A 20692-nucleotide genomic window follows, 5' to 3' on the forward strand; every position below is an offset into this window, starting at 1 on the left:
TTTTTACATGGACTGATGTAGGCTTTGTTGCGTAATTCGATGGAACTAAATCAAGAAACTACGATCTGAGCGGCTACGCCCATCAATCGTCGTAGCCTCATGCCTAAACCTCGTTACAAAACAACTAACTGGAAGCAGTACAATAAATCCTTAATCAACCGTGGTTCTCTGACCTTTTGGATTGATGAGGAAGCGATAGCTGAGTGGAAGCAAAACAAACAAGGCAAGCGTGGTAGACCTCGCCGATTCAGCGACTTAGCCATTACTACCGCACTGATGGTGAAACGCGTTTTCTCTATGCCCTTGAGAGCGCTGCAAGGTTTTCTAGACTCCGTATTTAAGCTGGCTAACATCCCGCTTGTTTGCCCGCACTACACCTGTATAAGCCGCCGAGCTAAGGAAGTTGAAGTTTCATTTAAAACCAAAACCAGAGGAGCAATACAACATCTGGCCATTGATGCCACTGGCCTCAAGGTTTATGGCGAAGGTGAATGGAAGGTCAAGAAGCATGGAACTGATGGGAAGCGAAGAGTCTGGCGTAAGCTGCATATCGCGGTAGATACAAGCACCCACGAAATAGTCGCAGCAGAGCTGAGCTTATCTAACGTAACTGATGCCGAAGTGCTCCCCAACTTACTCAAGCAAACACGTCGTAAAATCATTGAGATATCAGGCGATGGCGCTTATGACACAAGGAATTGCCATGATGCCATACGGATCAAGCGAGCTGTTCCGCTCATCCCGCCAAGAGAAGGAGCAGCCTTCTGGGAACAAGGGCATCCTCGTAACTTAGCGGTAGGTTGCCAGAAGCTCTACGGCTCCAACAAGAAGTGGAAAAAGCGGTATGGCTATCATAAGCGCTCTCTGTCAGAGACCGCAATGTACCGAGTAAAACAGTTGCTAGGTGGGAAATTAAGTCTAAGAAATTACAACGCTCAGGTTGGCGAGACTTACGCCATGATCAAAGCACTGAACAAACTTACAGGGCTTGGTATGCCTGAAACTCAGTATATTGTATAACAGTCGCTCAACTTTAGGAGGTTTGGTTTCTCGTCTGAATTACGCAACAAAGCCACTGATGTATGAAACCACTGTCGTTAAAAAATAAGATTATAATCTTATTTGGAATATCATTAATAATTACTATCGTAACTGCTTACTTTAGTGTTAAATATATTATTGGTGATTACATCAATAACTCATACGACAGTCGTATGGTTAGCAATGTAAGATTGATTAGCAGTGAAATTAAACAGTCAATCGAACGCGATATATCGGTGATAGAGAGCCTTGATTTTGGCGTAATTGGTATTCGTGATACTAAGCAAAAACTAGGTTATGAACAAGTTGTCAAGCTTGTCAATAAGACTGAATTAAGTGATAAAGGAAGCTTAGATAAAGAGCAATCCCAATATTATATCGATTTGGCTCGTGACCATCAAGAAGGCATAAAAATAACACAAATTTTTTCTGAAAGTGGTCAGGCAAAAGTAATTATTTCGAAAAAGAAACATAGTGTAGTAGATTTTTTCACTATCAACTTGAGTTTGATTGGGGAACTTATACAGCGCTATAGTGTTCCAGGCGTTTACTTTGAACTACTCGATGAACAAAGCAATTCTATTTATTCAACTGGAAAGTTAAATTTAGAATTAAAGCAAACTGATGTTGTTACTGTTGCTGGTTCAAATTGGTATTTACGCTCGTATATTGACTACAGATATATCAAAAAGATTATCGATGGTATAAACCAAGATATTACAAAGTATATGTCACTTTGCGCTTTTATTATGCTGGTTATTAGTTTGATAATTCTTAATTTTCAATTAAACCCGCTATCTAAGTTAAAGAATTTAGTGGAGAATTTGGCAGGTCATGATGCGGACTTAACCCAACGAATTAATATTAATCGCCAAGATGAAATAGGCCATATCTCTAACTCAGTGAATTGTTTTATAGATAATCTACAGGCTTTATTTAAAAAAATATCCAGGTCAAACGTCGCTTTAAACGGCGCCAGAGAAGAACTTGATGTTCAAATTGGACGGAATGTTTCTACTGTCTCCCGTTACAGCAAGCAAAGTGAGAGTCTGTCTGATGCTATAAATGATATTCGACTGTCATCATTAGATATTCAGCAACAAACTCAACAAGCAATGGAGTTAGCGCAGCAAGTAAGTAGTCGGGTGAGTGAAGCGGTCGTTAAAGGCAATATTGCTGAAAATATTGTGATCACCTTAGGTGAGAACACTGACAAAATATCTTCCTCAATCGGCGTGATGGATACTGTCTCTCAGGGGATCAGTAGCATTCTAAGTTCTATTCAGAAAATTGCCGATCAAACTGATTTATTAGCGTTAAATGCTTCCATTGAGGCTGCAAGAGCTGGTGAGTCAGGAAAGGGTTTTGCTGTTGTCGCTGAAGAAGTTCGAATGCTCGCGTCGAAAACTCGAAGCAGCACCATTGAGATTGATGAATTTCTTGTTCAGTTTTCCGACTCGTCGGAGCAACTTATTGGACAAATGTCTCAAGTTCTAAAAAGCAGCGAGCTAAGTCGAAATCGTACGTTAGAAGTTATTGATCAAATTCAACTGGTTGAGAGTGCCGTTAGTGAAATCAATACCATCAATTCTGGCATTTCCCAAGCGTCAGATATTCAGTGTGAAATGATGAAGAAGCTGAACTCGGAGATTGAGCTGTCTAAATCTTTGAGCGATGAAATTACTCACAGTGCAAATGCTATCGCGAGTGTTCATGGAGATATCAGCCGAGTTTCTTCAGCACTAACGAAAGACGTGGCGGTTTTCAAAGTTTAACTACGAAACTAACTAATTTGAAATTATTCAAGGAGAAGCAAAAGTGAAAATTCTTGTTACAGGTGGTCTGGGCTACATCGGCAGTCACACATGCGTGCAGATGATTGAAGCGGGAATGGATCCAATCATCATTGACAACTTGTGCAATGCCAAGGTCGAAGTTCTCAGCAGAATTGAAGCGTTAACAGGCAAGCAACCTACGTTTTATCGAGGCGACGTTCGGGATGAAGACTTCCTGGATTCGGTATTTACGAAACACGAAATCCAAGCTGTGATTCACTTTGCTGGCTTAAAAGCGGTGGGCGAGTCGGTCGTTAAACCATTGGAATATTATGACAACAACGTCAATGGCTCACTGGTATTGGCACGCAGCATGCGTAAAGCGGCCGTAAAAAGTATTGTGTTTAGTTCATCTGCAACGGTTTACGGCGACCCGGACATCGTACCTATCACTGAAGATTCGCCAACTGGCACAACTACCAATCCATATGGCCGCAGTAAATACATGGTGGAAGAGTGTCTGCGTGATCTGTTCAATGCTGAAAATGATTGGAGTATCACTTGGCTGCGTTACTTTAATCCAGTTGGTGCTCATCCGTCTGGCACTATGGGAGAAGATCCACAAGGTATTCCAAACAACCTGATGCCATTTATTGCCCAAGTTGCCGTTGGTCGTCGTGAAAAACTGTCTGTTTTTGGAAACGATTACCCAACACCGGATGGTACGGGAGTTCGTGACTATATCCACGTTATGGACTTAGCTGATGGCCACATTGCTGCACTCAAATCCGTAGGCGCAAAGTCAGGACTACACATTTATAACCTCGGTACAGGTAAAGGCTCAAGCGTGCTCGAAATGGTTGAGGCATTTGGCGTGGCTTGTGGTAATCCAGTTTCTTACGAGCTTTGCCAGCGCAGACCCGGTGATATCGCTGAGTGTTGGGCGAGCACTGAAAAGGCAGAGCGAGACCTTGGCTGGAAAGCAACACGTAGTGTTACGGAAATGACGGCGGATACCTGGTTATGGCAATCAAATAATCCTCAAGGTTATTCCGCTGAGTAATTTAAGCCGATCTGCAGATCCAGTCTCATCGAGATGTGCAGTGAAAAGAACGTATTTTGAAAGTTGAGTAAATAAGATGTCGAATGTTGAATTTAATCCAGTGGATCATCCACACCGTCGTTACAACCCGTTGACTGGTCAATGGGTTTTGGTATCACCACACCGGGCAAAACGTCCATGGAGTGGTGCTGATGAAAAGCCTGCGATGGACGAACTGCCGACTTACGACGGCAAGTGTTTCCTTTGTCCGACCAACGAACGTATTTCAGGTGACGTGAACCCTGATTACCAAGGAACCTATGTGTTCAATAACGATTTTGCGGCTCTGATGGTGGATTCACCAGATGCACCTGAGTCGGACAACCCATTATTCAAAACTCAGGGGGTACGTGGTTTGAGCCGAGTAATCTGCTTCTCACCGGATCACAGCAAAACGTTGCCAGAACTACCAGTGAATAAAATTCGGGATGTGATTGATACATGGAATGAGCAAATTGAAGAGTTAGGTAAAGATTTCATCTGGGTTCAAGCTTTTGAAAACAAGGGTGAGACCATGGGGTGTTCTCAACCACACCCACACGGGCAGATTTGGGCGAACAGCTTTTTACCTAATGAGATCGAACGTAAAGAGCATAACCTAAAAGCGTATTACCAAGAGAAAGGAAGCAACCTACTGGTTGATTACGTTCAGGCTGAGTTAAAAGACGGCTCACGAATTGTTGTTGAAACCGAACACTGGGTTGCGGTTGTACCTTACTGGGCGGCCTGGCCATTCGAAACCATGTTGCTTCCAAAAACACACATTCGCCGCATGTGTGAGTTGAACGATGAGCAACGAGATGATCTCGCTATGGCTATCAAAAAGTTGACCAGCCGTTACGACAACTTGTTCCAGTGCTCTTTCCCTTACTCGATGGGCTGGCATTACGCGCCGTTCTTCGAAGAAGGCACAGATGTTGACCATTGGCAGCTGCATGCGCTGTTTTACCCGCCACTATTACGCAGCTCGACAATTCGTAAATTTATGGTGGGTTATGAAATGTTGGCAGAAAGCCAACGAGATTTAACTGCAGAGCAAGCGTCACAGCGTCTGCGTGATTTAAGTTACGTTCACTACAAAGAGCAGTGATTTAGTAGGTTCTAGGATCCTAGAACCTAAAAAACAGAAAATCAAACAAGTGGTTCACGAGCGCGAATGAACAAAGGGTTCGGGGATCTAAATACAATTTGAAACCGAGATTTAACTATGTCAGATCTAATCCAAAATGTGAAAGCTTCTTTTGAGCAAGTATTGGGCTATGCACCAAGCCATATCATCCAAGCGCCGGGTCGCGTCAATCTGATTGGTGAGCACACTGACTACAATGACGGTTTTGTCCTGCCGTGTGCTATTAACTACCAAACTGTCGTTGCTGCCGCAAAGCGTGACGACAATCTAGTCCGTGTGGTGTCTTTTGATTACGGCAATGCTGTGGATGAATTCGATATTAGCCAGGATATCACTTTTCAAGCAGACAAAATGTGGGTGAACTATATTCGTGGTGTGGTGAAGTGCTTGCTTGATCGTGGTTACTATTTCACTGGCGCTGATATATCAGTCAGCGGAAATGTACCGCAAGGTGCGGGTTTAAGCTCGTCTGCGGCGCTTGAAGTTGTCATCGGTCAAACGTTTAAAGTGTTATTCAATCTGGAAATCAGCCAGACGGAAATCGCGCTTAATGGCCAACAAGCAGAGAACGAATTTGTCGGTTGTAATTGCGGTATCATGGATCAAATGATTTCCGCGGAAGGTCTTGAAAACCACGCAATGCTTTTGGACTGCCGTAGCCTTGAAACGGAGCTAGTATCAATGCCAGCAGATATGGCGGTCGTGATCATCAACTCGAATAAAAAGCGTGGTCTGGTTGATAGTGAATACAACACGCGTCGTCAGCAATGTGAAGAGGCGGCACGTACTTTTGGAGTTAAGGCACTGCGAGATGTGACTATTGAGCAGTTCAACGAAAAAGTCTATGAGCTAAATGAAATAGTAGCAAAACGTGCGCGTCACGTGATCACTGAAAACAATCGCACAGTCGAAGCGGCAAAAGCGCTCCGTTCGCATAATATTAAACGCATGAGTGAACTTATGGCTCAGTCACATGCTTCGATGCGTGATGATTTCGATATTACAGTCAAAGAGATTGACACTCTGGTTGAAATGGTTAAAAACGTGATTGGCGAGCAGGGCGGCGTACGTATGACTGGTGGTGGTTTCGGCGGTTGTGTAGTGGCATTGGTTCCGCAAACGCTGGTTGACGAAGTGAAAGCAACCGTTGAATCTAAGTATGAAGCTGCGACGGGCCTGAAAGAATCAATTTACGTTTGTCAGGCAAAAGAAGGCGCTGGTCTTGTTGAAGTCTATAAGTGAAACAGGTAAGTTACTAAGTAAAGCCAGCTTGCAAACGCTGGCATAGTTCAATCTGGGAAAAGAACAACAAAGAGAAATGTTCACGATTTTATGAAGTTCGATTAGGCTGAACGTGATTTAGCCAGTCGTTAATTGAGAAGGAACAACAGAAACCATCTATTTCGGAGTTGTTATCAACATCATCAAAAAGATAAAGTTGAAGTTGCCCATTATCAGTTATATTTCTAAAGTGAGATTTATTGAGAGCAAACACTACGTTTAAAATGTCTTCCTCACTTTCAATCTGACATAGAAGCATGCTTGAAAAGGTTGCCATAATAGCAGAACCATCATTCAATTTTACATACGAAAGGAGTACTAGCTCCATAGATTGTGCAAAAGTAAGGCACAGGTCTAGTGGCGAAGTGATATGTAACTTTCTGCCGTTTAAACGAATGTCATGACTAGTGAATAGAGGGCGGTTAATCAAAGAAATTTGATTATTTGACTGTTCTTGATAGCTCTTCAAATTTTGCATAATAAATCCTTAATAAACTTACCCCAAAAACTTCGTTTATTGTAGATTTATTAAGTGACACGCGGGGTGTTTAACACGTCTGTTTTTAAATTATAACTGATGATGATTAAAGTCAATTAAATTCTATAAAAAGTGAAGGTTTATTATTTTAATTATTTAATCATCACAATAGAGTTCTTCGTAATCGATAAGATGCATGTTTCTATCAATCCGTTTTAAATCTTCAAAAGCAAAAAATTTCTTAGCTAATCGAATGGCGTAATAAGGTTCGGTCGTATTTGAAAGTATTAACTCTCGACTATGAGGAACATGGACAAACTCAATACTGCCAAATCTAGTCTTATAAAAGCCCGATTCACCCGTTGTGCCGAGAATTAAAATCATCGGGATCTGAGAGATAACACTCCATCTTGAAAGGGCATCTTCGAAAGATATATAACACAGTTCGCCTTCTCGCAGTGACAAAGCTAGTTTGTCAAAGAAATCAGGCGGCAATGTCGAACGCAAGTAAACAAATCGCTCAAAATCAATACTGACGATGTAGTCGTTTTTTGCAATGATCTGCTCAATATCATCACTTCTAAAGATTGAGCAGATCTCATCACGTCTATAGATAAACTTTTCTTTACGCCGATACTGCATTTCGAAAATCATTTTCATAGATTAAAAGGTAGAATTGCTTAAAACCGAACAGAATGATTACATAATAGCTTGTTTTATATCAAGTGAAGTTTCATAATAATCATGTTTATTGAGTATCGATGGATACGCGTGTGAATTTAACCAGATGTTATACTTTCTATAATTCCCGTTTGTTTTATGATCAACTTCAGTGTCAAACCCGAGTTTAGAAAGAAAATCATTTATTGCCCGTGTTTTATAGCCTTCAGAATGTGACTGTGAAGTGATGGGCTTCAACATAGTATTCATCGAACTCAGTTTTTTACAGAGTGCGGAATTACCATTTAATAACTGGTTGATGATATCATAAGCTTCATAATAACTGGATTTAGGGATAGAATGCTTCTGGTCAATACGTTCAATAGATATGTTTAAAGTTTTAAAAAGAACATTCATCAGATTAAAAAGGGGCTGGTCTGATGTTTTAGTCTGGCGCCACTCAGTATATTCTTGCAAATGTTCTAATAACGAAGCTTTGTTTCTAGAAAATGAGATTGCGTCGTCAGTCAAATAATCAATTTGAATATGCAACCTTTCTGAAATCACTCTCTTTTCAGCAGCACTCAGTTGCAAGTTGTTTGCTTGGCCTGATTGAATGACTTCATTAGCTTCATCCAGGTCAGTGACATGTTCAGGCGCGTTATAAATCGATTCGTTAACTGAGGCCCTGTATACTTCTTCAAGCTGCTTTTGCAGCAGAGATTCATTGGCATCTTGTTTTGCGTAGTATTCTTCAGCGTTAACTCGAAAACCTAACGCTGTCGCGGTGCGCTTTAAAGATAAAGGCATATTATGGCGCGTATGCGTCGAGATATGATGGATAACGTGCTGCATGTGTTCGAAAGTAAACGAACTATTGATTGGTTTACCAGAAGAATCTATGTTTTTGTACTCATAGGGGATAACGTTGTCGGTTTGAATACCGTAAGTAATTTCCTTTGCTTGGCGAAACCTTCTCCCCATCTGAATGAGTCCCTTAGGTGTGAGTATGCTATGTGATATAACTAAAACCTTATCTGTGTAATTGGTTTCGATACTGACTGCTGAATCGATGTAGGGCGAGTATAAGATTTGCTTGTACAAGAAACATGAAACGTTTGGGGTAGCTAGATATTTACGTACAGCATCAGTATTACAAGTATCACGGGTAACCACTAGATACCCAGCTTCCAGTGCTTTTTCAGCACAGCCTTTACCTGAAGATTTAAGGCCGATCGAAAACAAATATTGGTACAAAGCTTCTTTCTTATCGAAAGCAATCACCTGATAAGCGTTATCTTCGTTCCTGATTGCGTTCAGTACGGTATCTCTATTCACGAGGTTGATGTTGATGTCAGAATATTTTCCGCCCTCGACTTTATAGAACTGATAATCGTGAATTCCTGTAGACTTAACTAATTCAGCCGTGATGCAGTTAGTGCTGTCAGCATCCATCATGATAACTTGCTTCGCGTAGGTGATGACCGTTTTTAAAGCGTTAAATGATTTTGCTTTCAGTCGTTCATTTTTATAATGATTACCGTCGAGTGATAAGAAGCCTTTTTCGCTCTCATCGAAGATAACTAAATCGCAGCCGAGTACATACTGCAGCATGTTAGGCAGTGAGTTTGTGGTTGAAACGATGATTTGTGCCTCTTCAAGCTTTCTTAATGACTTAGTGTTGTGATTTGCTTCCTTCGCATTGGGTAGCAGCGTTGAGATCTTATAATTTATGTTATTATTGATTTCGTTTTTATGAGCAATGATGGCAACTCTTAAGTTCGAATCCTTTTTCAGAAGATCACGAAGATAATTATCAATGACATACGTTGTTTTCCCCGTCCCTGTTTCAGCAGAGATAACATTAACTCGGTTTAACGATAAGTCGATGTTGTTTAAACAGGAAACCGTCTTTGCTTCTGAAAAGTTCAGGGACAGAGTGATCGCTTCATTCTCCTTTAGCCTGACGGAGCGTAAACGCTGATTGATCTCATCGTCACTGATTTCAAAGAATGTTGAAGCAAAAGACTTCACAAAATCAATAGATGCAGAAGACGTTTGCACAGCTTTTCTGAGCAGCTTGAACGCATGCTCTATTAACTCATCACTGTTGATGTCTAGCTTACATGCCTGAGACGTTAAGTAGACTTCTTGAAATATAGGGAGCATATCGATCAAATCTATCGGGTGGCCTGAGATGAGCAACTCCTTTTTAAATCGGATGGCTGTGGCTATGGCATCGATGATTTCGTGTAAATCAGTCGATGCGTAAATACAGATTGAACTCACACAACGGTTGTAGACGTGGTTATTAATGAGTACTTCACTCGGAGATCGTATAGCTAAGTCATCACGTGCTTCGGTATCTTTTATAACATCCTTTTCATTCTTAGTAATGTGAAGTCTAATATTTTTGTTTTTTAAAGGTGTAGCTGTGCTGATATTTTTATAATAATATTCCATGATTTAATCTCGATTAATTAGTTTTTAAAATTCTAATTAATAAATAACGACAAAATCAATCTATTTTTTAATATTTTTTATAATGTCTATTTATTCTTTGTATTTCAATGATTTAATTGTTATTGGTTTTTATATTTTAATTTTAATATTCGATGATATTAAAATTAAAATATAAAGGCTAAATGAGTTCTTACGTTGTTAATAATATTATTTAAATAATATTACTCCCATGTATAACGAACTGTTCAGGTTGTAACTTAGTGTATTTAAGTTTAGAAATATGACTTACTTTGACTTATGATCGTATAACAATGTGTCCATTTCTGTATTGTATATATAATAGAGAAATGTAGATGTGGACACTGAGAGCCTGTATTCCTAAACATAAACTCTTAATTGTCATTGAATTATTGAAATATGCATGCGGTAGCATGCTAAATTTGCTGGTTGTTCATTTTGAGTAAAAGTTAACCTTTGAATGGCTATCGACCTATGTGTCCACATTCTCAAATGTATATATAATAATAAATGGAGAAGTGGACACTCAAAATTAAGCATTAAATCTATATGCCACTTGCGAGGTACTATGCATCAGTAGGTAGACTCGCTCTTTGAGCGAGAGTTTCAATAGATGAGTACGTGATCATAACTCCAGTAAACGAATGGTGATACTTAATGATATTTAGACTTAAACTCTTAAACTAAAGGTTGTCATCCTCAACGATTTCATCGGTTTTAAAGTCTTTCTTAGTCAGTTTTGTACCATTTTCACTATTGTATCTTTCAATTGCTGCCGCCAGTTCACGTGATGCTTTACCTTGGGATCTTTCTTTAAAAACATCTTCTCCTACTTTAAATTTAACAAGTGGTGCTGGTTTTCGCTTCGTTGCGGTAGAAGACTTTGAACCTGTTAAAATTTTATACTTTTTTTCGAGTTCGTGAGGGATTTCAAAGTCAATTACTTGTAAAGCGTGTATGGCTGCTTCAACAGCCTTCACTTCTTGCGCAGTATTAAGCTCATCTATAACGTGGCTAACTCTATCACGGATTGCTTCTAACTCTCCCAGAGATAGTTCTAAGCCTCGGATATTATTGCGACTATTAAATATTTCTATGGCTGCTTCTTGTTTTTCAGTCAATGTCATTAGTTTTATTCCTATTAGATGTACAATTGCCAATACTCCAATTTTAAACCAAACTTAAAAAGTGTGGAAGTTTTTAATGATTAAAAAATTTTTGTTTGATTTATATTTTTGTTTTTATATTTACAATGGTTTTTAAATGTGGTTTATTAAAAGGGCATTAAGCATCTTATTGATTTAAAGGTTACCAAAATGAATCGTCGTAAATATGTATATAAAAACCCAAAACTAAACCTTGTTAAAAGTCGTTTAAATGATGGTTTAAACCCCAGTGTTGATTTAAATCCTTTTGATGATTATTTAATCTCAGATTGCGAAGCATTACTTAAAGCGAACAGTTTAACTGTTGAAGAACAGCAGCAGCATAGAATTAAACCAAACGCATCATTCTCCAATAAAAAATCGGCTAACTGTATGTTGTCGAGTCAATACCATATTAAAACGGATAGACTCCAATCAGCGCAAAGCAACCAAACACAGAAAGAATCTCGTGTCCCTGGACTCTATGGTTGCAATCGTTACAAATCAAAACGAAAAGAGCAAGTCAAAGAAAGTGAAATGTTTTGTTTCTTTTAATGTGAATCGGGATAGATATTATGACGAAGCAGCATCAATGTGAACAAATGCCTGAGGAAGTTCAAGTGTACTATACAGATCACTACACAACTGAAGAACAATGGTTTTTGTTTGTCTCTGAAACCGCAACAGAAATGGATCTAGAATTAAGTCATGAACTTAATGAGGTAGGAGAGTGGCTTTGTTGCGTAATTCAGACGAGAAACCAAACCTCCTAAAGTTGAGCGACTGTTATACAATATACTGAGTTTCAGGCATACCAAGCCCTGTAAGTTTGTTCAGTGCTTTGATCATGGCGTAAGTCTCGCCAACCTGAGCGTTGTAATTTCTTAGACTTAATTTCCCACCTAGCAACTGTTTTACTCGGTACATTGCGGTCTCTGACAGAGAGCGCTTATGATAGCCATACCGCTTTTTCCACTTCTTGTTGGAGCCGTAGAGCTTCTGGCAACCTACCGCTAAGTTACGAGGATGCCCTTGTTCCCAGAAGGCTGCTCCTTCTCTTGGCGGGATGAGCGGAACAGCTCGCTTGATCCGTATGGCATCATGGCAATTCCTTGTGTCATAAGCGCCATCGCCTGATATCTCAATGATTTTACGACGTGTTTGCTTGAGTAAGTTGGGGAGCACTTCGGCATCAGTTACGTTAGATAAGCTCAGCTCTGCTGCGACTATTTCGTGGGTGCTTGTATCTACCGCGATATGCAGCTTACGCCAGACTCTTCGCTTCCCATCAGTTCCATGCTTCTTGACCTTCCATTCACCTTCGCCATAAACCTTGAGGCCAGTGGCATCAATGGCCAGATGTTGTATTGCTCCTCTGGTTTTGGTTTTAAATGAAACTTCAACTTCCTTAGCTCGGCGGCTTATACAGGTGTAGTGCGGGCAAACAAGCGGGATGTTAGCCAGCTTAAATACGGAGTCTAGAAAACCTTGCAGCGCTCTCAAGGGCATAGAGAAAACGCGTTTCACCATCAGTGCGGTAGTAATGGCTAAGTCGCTGAATCGGCGAGGTCTACCACGCTTGCCTTGTTTGTTTTGCTTCCACTCAGCTATCGCTTCCTCATCAATCCAAAAGGTCAGAGAACCACGGTTGATTAAGGATTTATTGTACTGCTTCCAGTTAGTTGTTTTGTAACGAGGTTTAGGCATGAGGCTACGACGATTGATGGGCGTAGCCGCTCAGATCGTAGTTTCTTGATTTAGTTCCATCGAATTACGCAACAAAGCCTCAGCGGGCTTAAAGTTTCTAGCTTGGATTATGCTTTCACTGCATCAAAATCATCCGATTGAGATGACGGCTTGAAGAACAGTTTTGTTTCTTCCAACACCACATGACGCAGAGCAATCAAACCAATCAGGTTAGGAATTGCCATCAGACCGTTTACGATATCAGCCAGTAGCCAAATCATATCAAGGTGAAGGAATGCGCCAGATGCTACCAAACCAACGAAAATCAGTTTGTATGGAAGCACAGCTTTGGTACCGAATAGGAACACAACGCAACGCTCACCGTAGTAGTTCCAGCCAAGAATGGTGGTAAACGCGAAGAACATAAGACCGATAGAAACCAGCATTGGGCCTAATGTCTCTGCGTTCAAACCAACGGCAAATGCGTGTGTTGTCATCGCCGCACCAGCAAGGTCACTTTGCCATGCACCCGTAAGGATCAAAGCAAGACCTGTCATGGTACAAATGATGATGGTATCGAAGAAGGTACCCGTCATTGAAATCAGACCTTGTTTAACACAAGAATCCGTTTTTGCTGCTGCGGCTGCCATTGGCGCACTACCCAAACCAGATTCGTTTGAGAATACACCACGTGCGATACCAGATTGGATTGCCAGCATAATGCTTGCACCCAAGAAACCACCCGTTGCTGCGGTTGAAGTGAATGCAGACACCAACACCAACTCAACTGCGTTTAGCAATTGGTCCGCGTTCATGATGATCACACTCAAACACGCCAACACATAAAATAGCGCCATTGCTGGAACCACTTTACCTGCTACGCTCGCAATCGACTTGATACCACCCAATGTAACGAATGCCACTAGCAGTGTCAGGATGAAAGCCGACAGCTCACGGTTTACACCAAGAGAAATCTCGCTTGCATCAAGAATCGCATTCACTTGTGGGAAGGTACCGATACCAAAACAGGCAACGCCCAATGCAAATACCGCGAACATGATAGCCAGCGCTTTCGAGCCAACACCATATTGCAGGTAGTACATAGGACCACCAATCATTTGGCCTTTGTCGTCAACACGACGGTATTTCACCGCAAGAAGACACTCAGCGTATTTGGTTGCCATACCGAATAGGGCAGCAAGCCACATCCAGAATAGGGCACCAGGGCCACCAAGTTTGATTGCGGTAGCAACACCAACGATGTTACCTGTACCAATGGTTGCAGACAGCGCAGTACATAGCGCTGCAAAACTAGAAACGTCACCCTGTTTATCAGATGACTTATCTTTACTGAATACCATCGCTAACGCAGTTGGTAGGTGTTTAAATTGGATCAAGCCTAGGCTAAAAGTGAAGTAAACACCGGTACCCACGAGCAAAAGCAGCAGTGGTGGACCCCAGACAAAGTTATCAATGGTTTGAAGTAAAGATTGTAGGTCGTTCATGATTTCCCCTTAATAAAACAACTAATAAGGAGAAGAGGGAAAGGACGAGATCAAAGATCTCGAATAGCCATGCTATTCAAAATAAGGCGGGAACGCCAAATAGTTAGGTTGTTACTTTCCACTCCTCTGTCCTTTTGCCTGAGAGTTTCACCCCGCACACATGTGCAGGACTTGCTCCTTCGGCGACCGATTTAACGGTTCTCTCCAGAGGTTCCTCCAACTACAGTCCCCGCTACCAAGGTAGCACCTGAAATAGTTAATTCTTCGGCGAGTTACTCTAACCAAATGTTAAAATTTGGTTAATAACCACTCTCCTGCAGTCTTCATCGGAACATTTACTCAATCAAATGAGTAAAGGTTAGTTAATGATGCTGGTCACCATTAACGTGTGAACTCTATCATGTTTTGTTACCATTTCAACACCCAAATGAAGATTTATTTTCAACACATTATGCGGGTTTTGTTGTCTTAGTTTCATAGGCTTGCTGATTAATTGAACAAATAACTCTCTATGTCGGTCATTCTTGGTATGTATGGAAAGGAAGAGACCAATCGTAAGATTTGATGAGAGTTCTCTAGGCTGGTGATAAGTTGTTCAGTTTAGAACAGAAAATTGATCAAAACGGGAGCAATCGCTTCAAAATCTACGCTAAGTTGACCGTAAGCTACGTAGAAATAGGTTACAATGATTCCTTGCGCAACTGTCTATGGAATCGGATAAGTTCTTATTATTGGACAAGGAGACGGTATGACCAGATTGTTAGCCATAGCGGTATTGATTGGAGTAGCGTTTGTGCTATTTCGTTATCGTACCAATGAAAAAGTCCAAAAGGCGACCGTGATTACCTTGATCGGCGCATTCTTAATTTATACCGCGTCAATCATGATTGCGGAACTCACTCGCTAGCAAACCAGTAGAGTCCTTGGAGTAAGATACGGTGACTTCTCAAAATAATATTGAAGACCAAGACGAAGTAGTCGTCATTGAGGAGCGCGATAAGCGTACTCACATTTATATCGCGATTGCGGCCGTGTTAGGTTTAGCGTTCGGTGGTTTGGCTGGTTCTGCAATGACAGCAAGCAAGTGGGAGTCGACCTATCAAGTGCTGGAAGAAAAGTATCAAGCATTGGCACAAGATAAAACGAACTTGGTCTCTCAAGTAAAAACACGCGAAGCGGGCTTAGATAAAGAGATCGACGCTAAAGTCGCGACACTGTTGGCAGAGAAAGAAGAAGCGCACAAAGCGGAACTTAAAGCACTTCAAGAGCAACTGACTGAAGTGGAGAAGGTGAACTTGTCCCTTGAGTCTCAAGTGAAGGAGCAGAAAGCAACGTTGAACACGACCAAGAGCGAGAACGACAAACTTAACCGCCAAGCAGACATGCAAGCGACCATGTTTGAACGTTCACGTGAAGTGTTCCGTAAAGAGCTGCAAATCTCCCAAGAGCTTGAGTCACTAGAGAAAGAACGCCAAGCGCTGTTACCGAAAATCGAAACCCTGAAGAAAGAGTGTGATGTTTTCTTAGAAGGTAAGTCTTGGGATGTGAAATCTGACGCCTGTGACAAACACGATGAAGCGAATTCACGACTCAGCCAAGTTGACCAGCTCATCGAAGTTCACAAGATGGACTTGAAACAGATTAAAGAAATCACTGAAGACATGGGGCTGTAGCGTCAAAGCATAGAGCGATTGCGATTATCAGAGATTTAAAAACAATATTCGCATAGATACAGAAACAACAAAGGAGCTCACTGAGCTCCTTTTTTATGCGCGATGCTTCGCTAGAACTATTTTTTGCTACAACAACTATCTAGGATTAGATACGAGACGCGTCGTAGCCTGAAGCCAACAGCAATTCACGCTCGTGCTTGATCAGTTGAGCACGATCTTCAATCAGTTCGTTAAGTGCTTGAGAAGGTTTCCCCGCCAGCGTTTTAAATGCATCAAACGTCTCGGCACTGTCGATTTCATCAATCATGCTGCTGATGACGTTACGCGCTTCGCAAGGGTTATCATCGGTGGTGAAGTACTCTACTTGTTTTGCCGCAGACTTCATTTCTGTGAGCAGTTCTAACGGGCTACTTTCTTTTGCCACTGCCATGTAATTATCAAGTACACGCTTCGCATACAACAATTCTTTTAGTGGGATATCTCGGCCACTTACAATCAGCGATTCATTAAGGATCATACTTGAGCTCATTGGCATTCCTTTTTTATCAATAATTCAAACTTCTTGGGCATTGGCTTGAGTCTAATTTATTGAAGTCTGAATGGGAATGCCTAAAAAGCACATTATTAAACGATTTTTCTGATTATTTACGCTTTGTTAGTGAGTAAGTACGCAAAATTCGTGTTTGGTAGAATCTTTAGAAGATAGGTCAGTCAGGCAAGCCGCATGTTCGATTGTTTTCAGAGTGCATCAAATGTGGGCGATACCTGTTCTCAATACTCAGTACTAGTTCATGAAGAAGCGACCTGGCGTCACCCCAAAGCTTTGTTTGAATAGATGATTAAAAGCACTCACGCTGGTAAAACCACACTCCAGTGCAACGGTGGTAACCGGGAGGTTTTGCGCCAACAACGTCAAAGAGTGGAACAACCTTGCTTGTTGACGATACTCGATGAAAGACATGCCAACTTCATTGCGAAACAAGCGGCTCAAAGTACGGCTACTAACGTTAATTTCTTCTGCCCATTGTTTTAATGAACGATTATCCGCAGGCTCATCCAACAGTGAGTTACAAACTTGTCCTAGCTTGGCATTGGTGGGAAGAGGGAGCTGAATGGACGCTTGTGGCGCGACTTTTAACTGATCCAACAAAACCTGAACAATACTCCAATACGCCTTTGTGCTTGCTTGATCGGCCGGTTGCTCAGAAAGATGAATGAGCATCTCACGCAGCATTGGCGACACGTTGAGAACATCACTCTGGTTTGGCAGTTCAGTGTCGATGCTTGGCAACAAGTAGACGTTTTTCATTGCCGCATCACCATACATGTAGACCTTGTGGCTCTCATGCGCTGGGATCCACACCGCTCTTTGAGGCGGAACGACCCATAGCTTAGATTCTGTCTCGACCGCCATCACACCGCTGCTTGCGTACACCAGTTGGTTGTGCTCATGGGAATGCCAATCAATCACGTGTCCATTGGGGTAGTGCTTGGGAATGACCACAGCCTCCAAGCGATTGATGCTGGCGTCCAAACTGATGGCTTTGATGTTTTGGCTCATTTGAGTAATAACCTGTCTTGATAGAACCTATACGCCAAATGCTAGCCAGATAAACTGAGCTTGTCATTAATTAGCTATCCTTTATTTGGTTTGGAGTCGAGATGAACCGTTCCTTTCACGCAGGTGTCCTCAATGTGGGGCATGCGCTTAATCATTACTTCTTGCTCATTTTTCCTACTGTCGTACTAACGCTGCATAAAGAATGGGACATGAGTTACGCGGAGCTGCTGCAAGTGGGGAGCGCAGCCATGTTGGTTTATGGTGTGATATCCCTACCTGCAGGTTGGCTGGCGGATCGTTGGAGCCGAAAAGGCATGATGCTCGTGTTCTACTTTGGGATGGGCACCTCTGCGTTACTTACCGCTTTCGCGCAAACGCCATGGCAAATGGGATTGGGGCTTTGTGCCATAGCCTTGTTTGCGGCGATTTATCATCCCGTCGGTATCGCACTTATCTTCAGTTCTGCAAACAAAACCGGCAGGGCTATCGCAGTAAATGGCCTAGCAGGTAACTTAGGTTTGGCATTCGCTGCAATGGGAACCGCTTTGTTGTGCCAGTGGTTCTCTTGGCAAGCCGCATTTTATGTTCCAGGCCTTGTGTGTTTGCTGACTGGCATCGTTTACTGGTATGCATCGAAAGGTGTTACTGATATCGAACATGCGAAAAGTAGACGTGACGACGTAACGATGCCTTTGCGACAACTCAAAGTGCTTTTCGTTTGTGCTGCGGTGGTTGTCTTCTTTGGTGGTTTGGTCTTTCAATCTACGACGACCTCGTTGCCTAAAATCATGGACGCGCAATTTGGTCAATCATTGAGCCTTCCAAGCACGTTAACCACATCGATTTTTGTTTGTGCTGCGTTTATTCAGCTTGTTGTGGGTGAGTTGCTCGATCGCGTTGATATCAAGAAGCTGCTCGCCTGCATTGCTGGTGGGCAACTGTTATTCCTCCTATTAGCGACGGTTACTCATGAATGGTCATTGGTTCTCGTGTTTGTTGGTTTGATGCTGTGTACATACGCGCAAATACCAGTGAACGATTGGCTTATTGGCCGCTATTCCGATGTGAAATGGCGCTCAAGAATCTATGCCGCTAAGTACACATTAAGCTTTAGTACTGGACCTATCGCATATTGGCTTATCGCAGCGACTTATGCTCATACACAAGAGTTTGTATTGATGTATTTCATCCTTGCTGGAGGGATGGGGCTTGCATCACTGAGTGCAATGATGATGCCTTCCTCACGCAAGAACTCCGAAGCACAACCTGACCTCGCACAGTGACTTTGAACGTATTTTGATTTGTGCAAATTCTGCATAAGTGATGTACCGCGCGTGTGGTTTTTCCGTTTCGAGCGCTCCCTATAATGCTCCTCAATCGCTAAGGCGAATCGAATGATATGAGGAAAGCAAATATGAGTGACCAATTCCAAAATGCAGTACTTGACGACCAAGCATTGATCTCAGGTTTGAAATCCATCAACGAAACGTGGGGTGACTTAACGGTTCGTGTTGCTGGTGAAGTATGGGGCATGCCACTTATCGACCAAAAAACCAAAGCACTTATAACGATTGCCATCGACCAAATGGCATTGAATGTAACGGGTGATGGTAATCCATTTGGTGCGCACGTTGATATGGCGTTGAAGCAAGGCGCCACTTACGAAGAAATTGAAGAGCTGATCGTCTTTGCTTCTGCATATACAGGTTTCAACAAAGGTGCGACCACCATGGGTGCACTGAACAAAGTGCGTCATGATCGAGGAGATATCTAATGGCAATTCCAGGATTAAAAAAACCAGACCACATTGGTTTTACTGTACCGAATTTAAATCAAGCGATTGCGTTCTTCCGTGAGCATTTTGAGTTTGAACTGGCTTACGAGTTTGGTCCATTTGCATCAGATGATGATTGGATGACGCAGCATTTAAATGTTGATGCTCGCGCACAAATTACCAAGATTGCCGTGATGAGTGCGAAAGGCATCAATCTGGAGATCTTCGAATACGCAGACAACATCGAGCGTCGTTATGAAGCGCCAAACAATGCCGATATCGGCGGTCACCACCTTGCATTTTATGTCGATGATATGGATGCAGCTGTGGCTTATCTGAAAGAGCAAGGCATCAAAGTGTTGGGAGAGCCTTCCGTGATGACAGATGGCCCAACAGCAGGTGAAAGCTGGGTTTACTTTATGTCGCCTTGGGGCATGCAGCTGGAATTGGTGTCTTACCCGAACGGGAAGGCGTACCAACGTAACAGCTCTGTGGCTTTGTTTGACCCACGATGAATATTCTGTTTGTTTTCTTGGTCGTGGTGTCAGGAATGGGCCTGTCGTTTGAGGCAGGTCTTCTTGGCCCACTGGGTGAGCAAGTAGGGCACTTATGGGCAACCTTGAGCATCTTCGCTGTTGGTGCTGCTCTGCTTTGGCTGATTCGCTTGTTCGTTCCTGCTCACCATCAGGTTGAATGGCACACAATTCCGAAGTGGCAGCTCATCGGGGGCTTTCTTGGGCCTATCTATGTGGTGGTGCTTACGTTGTCGACACCACTATTGGGTGTGGCAATGACCATGATTTGTGTGTTGTTTGGTCAAATCATTAAGAGCTTTGCGATCGATTACTTTGGCTGGTTTGGAATGGAGAGAAAACCGACCAATCCACTGAGAATGCTTGGCCTTGGCTTTATTTTACTCGCGCTGTGCTGCGTGTACATGGGAGCGCGATGATGGTTTTTGTCATCTTACTGGCGATTATTTCAGGCATGGCGTTGAGTGCTCAAGCGGCTATTAACGGCAAATTAGGCGCAAAAGTGGGCGTGATTCAAAGTTCATTTTTGACCTTTGGTGTCGGCACGATTGTTACCGCCTTGCTGATTTTCTTTTTCGAACCGGCACAAAGCGCAACTTTGTTATCAGTGCCTAAATGGCAATTAACGGGGGCGTTATTTGGCATTGTCTACATGGTGGTAATGGTCGCTTCAGTACCGAGAATCGGAGTGGCGATCGCAACCGTCGCCACCATTTTAGGGCAAATGATCATGAGCCTAGTGATTGATACTCAAGGGTGGCTAGGAAATACGCCAATCGAGCTAAATTACTGGCGCGTGGCGGCAATGTTGAGCATCGCAGGTGCATTGGTTTGCATCTATTTATCGAACAAAAAGCAGGAGCAATAG

22 protein-coding genes and 1 riboswitch are annotated in these 20692 nt (G+C 42.3%); of the genes, 14 read left to right on the forward strand and 8 right to left on the reverse strand.

Annotation, left to right across the window (positions count from 1 at the left end; all coding sequences use genetic code 11):
* Nucleotides 1-99 precede the first annotated feature (99 nt).
* From ACLIIY_RS06025 to galK, 5 genes are all read left to right on the forward strand, one after another.
* Nucleotides 100-1020, forward strand: a complete 921-nt coding sequence (locus ACLIIY_RS06025) for an IS5-like element ISVa2 family transposase (protein WP_010446562.1) — start codon at nucleotides 100-102, stop codon at nucleotides 1018-1020.
* Nucleotides 1021-1082: 62 nt separating this feature from the next.
* Nucleotides 1083-2816: a methyl-accepting chemotaxis protein gene (locus ACLIIY_RS06030; RefSeq protein WP_434528299.1), complete on the forward strand. Its 1734-nt coding sequence runs from the start codon at nucleotides 1083-1085 to the stop codon at nucleotides 2814-2816.
* Nucleotides 2817-2859: 43 nt separating this feature from the next.
* Nucleotides 2860-3879: a UDP-glucose 4-epimerase GalE gene (galE, locus tag ACLIIY_RS06035; RefSeq protein ID WP_025789575.1), complete on the forward strand. Its 1020-nt coding sequence runs from the start codon at nucleotides 2860-2862 to the stop codon at nucleotides 3877-3879.
* A 76-nt stretch (nucleotides 3880-3955) separates the two neighbouring features.
* Nucleotides 3956-5008, forward strand: coding sequence for a UDP-glucose--hexose-1-phosphate uridylyltransferase (locus ACLIIY_RS06040; RefSeq protein WP_025789574.1), 1053 nt, complete (start codon nucleotides 3956-3958; stop codon nucleotides 5006-5008).
* A gap of 117 nt (nucleotides 5009-5125) precedes the next feature.
* A complete protein-coding gene (gene galK / locus ACLIIY_RS06045) occupies nucleotides 5126-6289 on the forward strand; it encodes a galactokinase (RefSeq protein ID WP_025789573.1) in 1164 nt (387 codons plus the stop codon).
* An 88-nt stretch (nucleotides 6290-6377) separates the two neighbouring features.
* Here the strand turns inward: galK and ACLIIY_RS06050 are convergent, their stop codons facing one another.
* The 4 genes from ACLIIY_RS06050 to ACLIIY_RS06065 form a co-directional block, all read right to left on the reverse strand.
* The gene (locus tag ACLIIY_RS06050; protein ID WP_025789572.1) at nucleotides 6378-6806 is read right to left on the reverse strand and encodes a hypothetical protein; all 429 of its coding nucleotides are present in this window, start codon (nucleotides 6804-6806) and stop codon (nucleotides 6378-6380) included.
* Nucleotides 6807-6962: 156 nt separating this feature from the next.
* Nucleotides 6963-7448, reverse strand: coding sequence for a hypothetical protein (locus ACLIIY_RS06055; protein WP_033007198.1), 486 nt, complete (start codon nucleotides 7446-7448; stop codon nucleotides 6963-6965).
* A gap of 57 nt (nucleotides 7449-7505) precedes the next feature.
* The gene (locus ACLIIY_RS06060; protein ID WP_025789570.1) at nucleotides 7506-9929 is read right to left on the reverse strand and encodes a DEAD/DEAH box helicase family protein; all 2424 of its coding nucleotides are present in this window, start codon (nucleotides 9927-9929) and stop codon (nucleotides 7506-7508) included.
* A gap of 701 nt (nucleotides 9930-10630) precedes the next feature.
* Nucleotides 10631-11074: a hypothetical protein gene (locus tag ACLIIY_RS06065; protein ID WP_025789569.1), complete on the reverse strand. Its 444-nt coding sequence runs from the start codon at nucleotides 11072-11074 to the stop codon at nucleotides 10631-10633.
* A gap of 189 nt (nucleotides 11075-11263) precedes the next feature.
* Here ACLIIY_RS06065 and ACLIIY_RS06070 point away from each other — a divergent pair, with 189 nt between their 5' ends.
* Together ACLIIY_RS06070 and ACLIIY_RS06075 are read left to right on the forward strand one after the other, a co-directional pair.
* Nucleotides 11264-11647, forward strand: a complete 384-nt coding sequence (locus ACLIIY_RS06070; protein WP_025789568.1) for a hypothetical protein — start codon at nucleotides 11264-11266, stop codon at nucleotides 11645-11647.
* 20 nt (nucleotides 11648-11667) lie between these two features.
* On the forward strand, nucleotides 11668-11865 hold the full coding sequence (locus tag ACLIIY_RS06075; protein ID WP_434528300.1) for a hypothetical protein: 198 nt from the start codon (nucleotides 11668-11670) through the stop codon (nucleotides 11863-11865).
* A gap of 13 nt (nucleotides 11866-11878) precedes the next feature.
* On the opposite strand, the gene ACLIIY_RS06080 is transcribed toward ACLIIY_RS06075, so the two are convergent.
* Together ACLIIY_RS06080 and ACLIIY_RS06085 are read right to left on the reverse strand one after the other, a co-directional pair.
* Nucleotides 11879-12799, reverse strand: coding sequence for an IS5-like element ISVa2 family transposase (locus ACLIIY_RS06080; protein ID WP_010446562.1), 921 nt, complete (start codon nucleotides 12797-12799; stop codon nucleotides 11879-11881).
* Nucleotides 12800-12906: 107 nt separating this feature from the next.
* Entirely contained in the window at nucleotides 12907-14283 is a 1377-nt protein-coding gene (locus ACLIIY_RS06085) for an alanine/glycine:cation symporter family protein (RefSeq protein ID WP_005446084.1), read from the reverse strand.
* 116 nt (nucleotides 14284-14399) lie between these two features.
* Nucleotides 14400-14501: riboswitch (glycine riboswitch) on the reverse strand.
* A gap of 530 nt (nucleotides 14502-15031) precedes the next feature.
* Between ACLIIY_RS06085 and ACLIIY_RS06090 the strand changes: the two genes are divergently transcribed.
* Together ACLIIY_RS06090 and ACLIIY_RS06095 are read left to right on the forward strand one after the other, a co-directional pair.
* The gene (locus tag ACLIIY_RS06090) at nucleotides 15032-15190 is read left to right on the forward strand and encodes a hypothetical protein (protein ID WP_005434065.1); all 159 of its coding nucleotides are present in this window, start codon (nucleotides 15032-15034) and stop codon (nucleotides 15188-15190) included.
* Nucleotides 15191-15221: 31 nt separating this feature from the next.
* The gene (locus ACLIIY_RS06095; protein WP_005443528.1) at nucleotides 15222-15956 is read left to right on the forward strand and encodes a chromosome segregation ATPase; all 735 of its coding nucleotides are present in this window, start codon (nucleotides 15222-15224) and stop codon (nucleotides 15954-15956) included.
* A 145-nt stretch (nucleotides 15957-16101) separates the two neighbouring features.
* Here the strand turns inward: ACLIIY_RS06095 and ACLIIY_RS06100 are convergent, their stop codons facing one another.
* Together ACLIIY_RS06100 and ACLIIY_RS06105 are read right to left on the reverse strand one after the other, a co-directional pair.
* On the reverse strand, nucleotides 16102-16485 hold the full coding sequence (locus tag ACLIIY_RS06100) for a hypothetical protein (RefSeq protein WP_009704311.1): 384 nt from the start codon (nucleotides 16483-16485) through the stop codon (nucleotides 16102-16104).
* A 255-nt stretch (nucleotides 16486-16740) separates the two neighbouring features.
* The gene (locus tag ACLIIY_RS06105; RefSeq protein WP_434528301.1) at nucleotides 16741-17517 is read right to left on the reverse strand and encodes an AraC family transcriptional regulator; all 777 of its coding nucleotides are present in this window, start codon (nucleotides 17515-17517) and stop codon (nucleotides 16741-16743) included.
* Nucleotides 17518-17618: 101 nt separating this feature from the next.
* On the opposite strand from ACLIIY_RS06105, the gene ACLIIY_RS06110 reads away from it, so the two are divergent.
* From ACLIIY_RS06110 to ACLIIY_RS06130, 5 genes are all read left to right on the forward strand, one after another.
* Complete coding sequence (locus ACLIIY_RS06110) at nucleotides 17619-18800, forward strand: MFS transporter (RefSeq protein WP_434528302.1); 1182 nt, start codon at nucleotides 17619-17621, stop codon at nucleotides 18798-18800.
* A gap of 131 nt (nucleotides 18801-18931) precedes the next feature.
* The gene (locus tag ACLIIY_RS06115) at nucleotides 18932-19291 is read left to right on the forward strand and encodes a carboxymuconolactone decarboxylase family protein (RefSeq protein WP_434528303.1); all 360 of its coding nucleotides are present in this window, start codon (nucleotides 18932-18934) and stop codon (nucleotides 19289-19291) included.
* Nucleotides 19291-19806, forward strand: a complete 516-nt coding sequence (locus ACLIIY_RS06120) for a VOC family protein (RefSeq protein WP_132698954.1) — start codon at nucleotides 19291-19293, stop codon at nucleotides 19804-19806. The genes ACLIIY_RS06115 and ACLIIY_RS06120 overlap by 1 nt, the downstream gene beginning before the upstream one ends.
* Entirely contained in the window at nucleotides 19803-20243 is a 441-nt protein-coding gene (locus ACLIIY_RS06125) for a DMT family transporter (protein ID WP_434528304.1), read from the forward strand. Before ACLIIY_RS06120 ends, ACLIIY_RS06125 begins: the two co-directional genes overlap by 4 nt.
* Nucleotides 20240-20692, forward strand: coding sequence for a DMT family transporter (locus tag ACLIIY_RS06130; RefSeq protein ID WP_409379867.1), 453 nt, complete (start codon nucleotides 20240-20242; stop codon nucleotides 20690-20692). The genes ACLIIY_RS06125 and ACLIIY_RS06130 overlap by 4 nt, the downstream gene beginning before the upstream one ends.

Origin of the sequence: Vibrio sp. K4, from assembly GCF_051122595.1 — a bacterium.
Lineage (GTDB): Bacteria > Pseudomonadota > Gammaproteobacteria > Enterobacterales > Vibrionaceae > Vibrio > Vibrio owensii.

Excerpts from the sequence above, each read along its gene's own strand:
- ACLIIY_RS06120 (WP_132698954.1), top strand. The coding sequence starts at position 19,291 with ATGGCAATTCCAGGATTAAAAAAACCAGACCACATTGGTTTTACTGTA.
- ACLIIY_RS06025 (WP_010446562.1), top strand. The coding sequence starts at position 100 with ATGCCTAAACCTCGTTACAAAACAACTAACTGGAAGCAGTACAATAAA.
- ACLIIY_RS06070 (WP_025789568.1), top strand. The coding sequence starts at position 11,264 with ATGAATCGTCGTAAATATGTATATAAAAACCCAAAACTAAACCTTGTT.
- ACLIIY_RS06075 (WP_434528300.1), top strand. The coding sequence starts at position 11,668 with ATGACGAAGCAGCATCAATGTGAACAAATGCCTGAGGAAGTTCAAGTG.
- ACLIIY_RS06085 (WP_005446084.1), bottom strand. The coding sequence starts at position 14,283 with ATGAACGACCTACAATCTTTACTTCAAACCATTGATAACTTTGTCTGG.
- ACLIIY_RS06065 (WP_025789569.1), bottom strand. The coding sequence starts at position 11,074 with ATGACATTGACTGAAAAACAAGAAGCAGCCATAGAAATATTTAATAGT.
- ACLIIY_RS06115 (WP_434528303.1), top strand. The coding sequence starts at position 18,932 with ATGAGTGACCAATTCCAAAATGCAGTACTTGACGACCAAGCATTGATC.
- ACLIIY_RS06055 (WP_033007198.1), bottom strand. The coding sequence starts at position 7,448 with ATGCAGTATCGGCGTAAAGAAAAGTTTATCTATAGACGTGATGAGATC.
- ACLIIY_RS06100 (WP_009704311.1), bottom strand. The coding sequence starts at position 16,485 with ATGAGCTCAAGTATGATCCTTAATGAATCGCTGATTGTAAGTGGCCGA.
- galK (WP_025789573.1), top strand. The coding sequence starts at position 5,126 with ATGTCAGATCTAATCCAAAATGTGAAAGCTTCTTTTGAGCAAGTATTG.
- ACLIIY_RS06030 (WP_434528299.1), top strand. The coding sequence starts at position 1,083 with ATGAAACCACTGTCGTTAAAAAATAAGATTATAATCTTATTTGGAATA.
- ACLIIY_RS06090 (WP_005434065.1), top strand. The coding sequence starts at position 15,032 with ATGACCAGATTGTTAGCCATAGCGGTATTGATTGGAGTAGCGTTTGTG.
- ACLIIY_RS06105 (WP_434528301.1), bottom strand. The coding sequence starts at position 17,517 with ATGAGCCAAAACATCAAAGCCATCAGTTTGGACGCCAGCATCAATCGC.
- ACLIIY_RS06130 (WP_409379867.1), top strand. The coding sequence starts at position 20,240 with ATGATGGTTTTTGTCATCTTACTGGCGATTATTTCAGGCATGGCGTTG.
- ACLIIY_RS06050 (WP_025789572.1), bottom strand. The coding sequence starts at position 6,806 with ATGCAAAATTTGAAGAGCTATCAAGAACAGTCAAATAATCAAATTTCT.
- ACLIIY_RS06125 (WP_434528304.1), top strand. The coding sequence starts at position 19,803 with ATGAATATTCTGTTTGTTTTCTTGGTCGTGGTGTCAGGAATGGGCCTG.
- ACLIIY_RS06040 (WP_025789574.1), top strand. The coding sequence starts at position 3,956 with ATGTCGAATGTTGAATTTAATCCAGTGGATCATCCACACCGTCGTTAC.
- ACLIIY_RS06080 (WP_010446562.1), bottom strand. The coding sequence starts at position 12,799 with ATGCCTAAACCTCGTTACAAAACAACTAACTGGAAGCAGTACAATAAA.
- ACLIIY_RS06060 (WP_025789570.1), bottom strand. The coding sequence starts at position 9,929 with ATGGAATATTATTATAAAAATATCAGCACAGCTACACCTTTAAAAAAC.
- ACLIIY_RS06110 (WP_434528302.1), top strand. The coding sequence starts at position 17,619 with ATGAACCGTTCCTTTCACGCAGGTGTCCTCAATGTGGGGCATGCGCTT.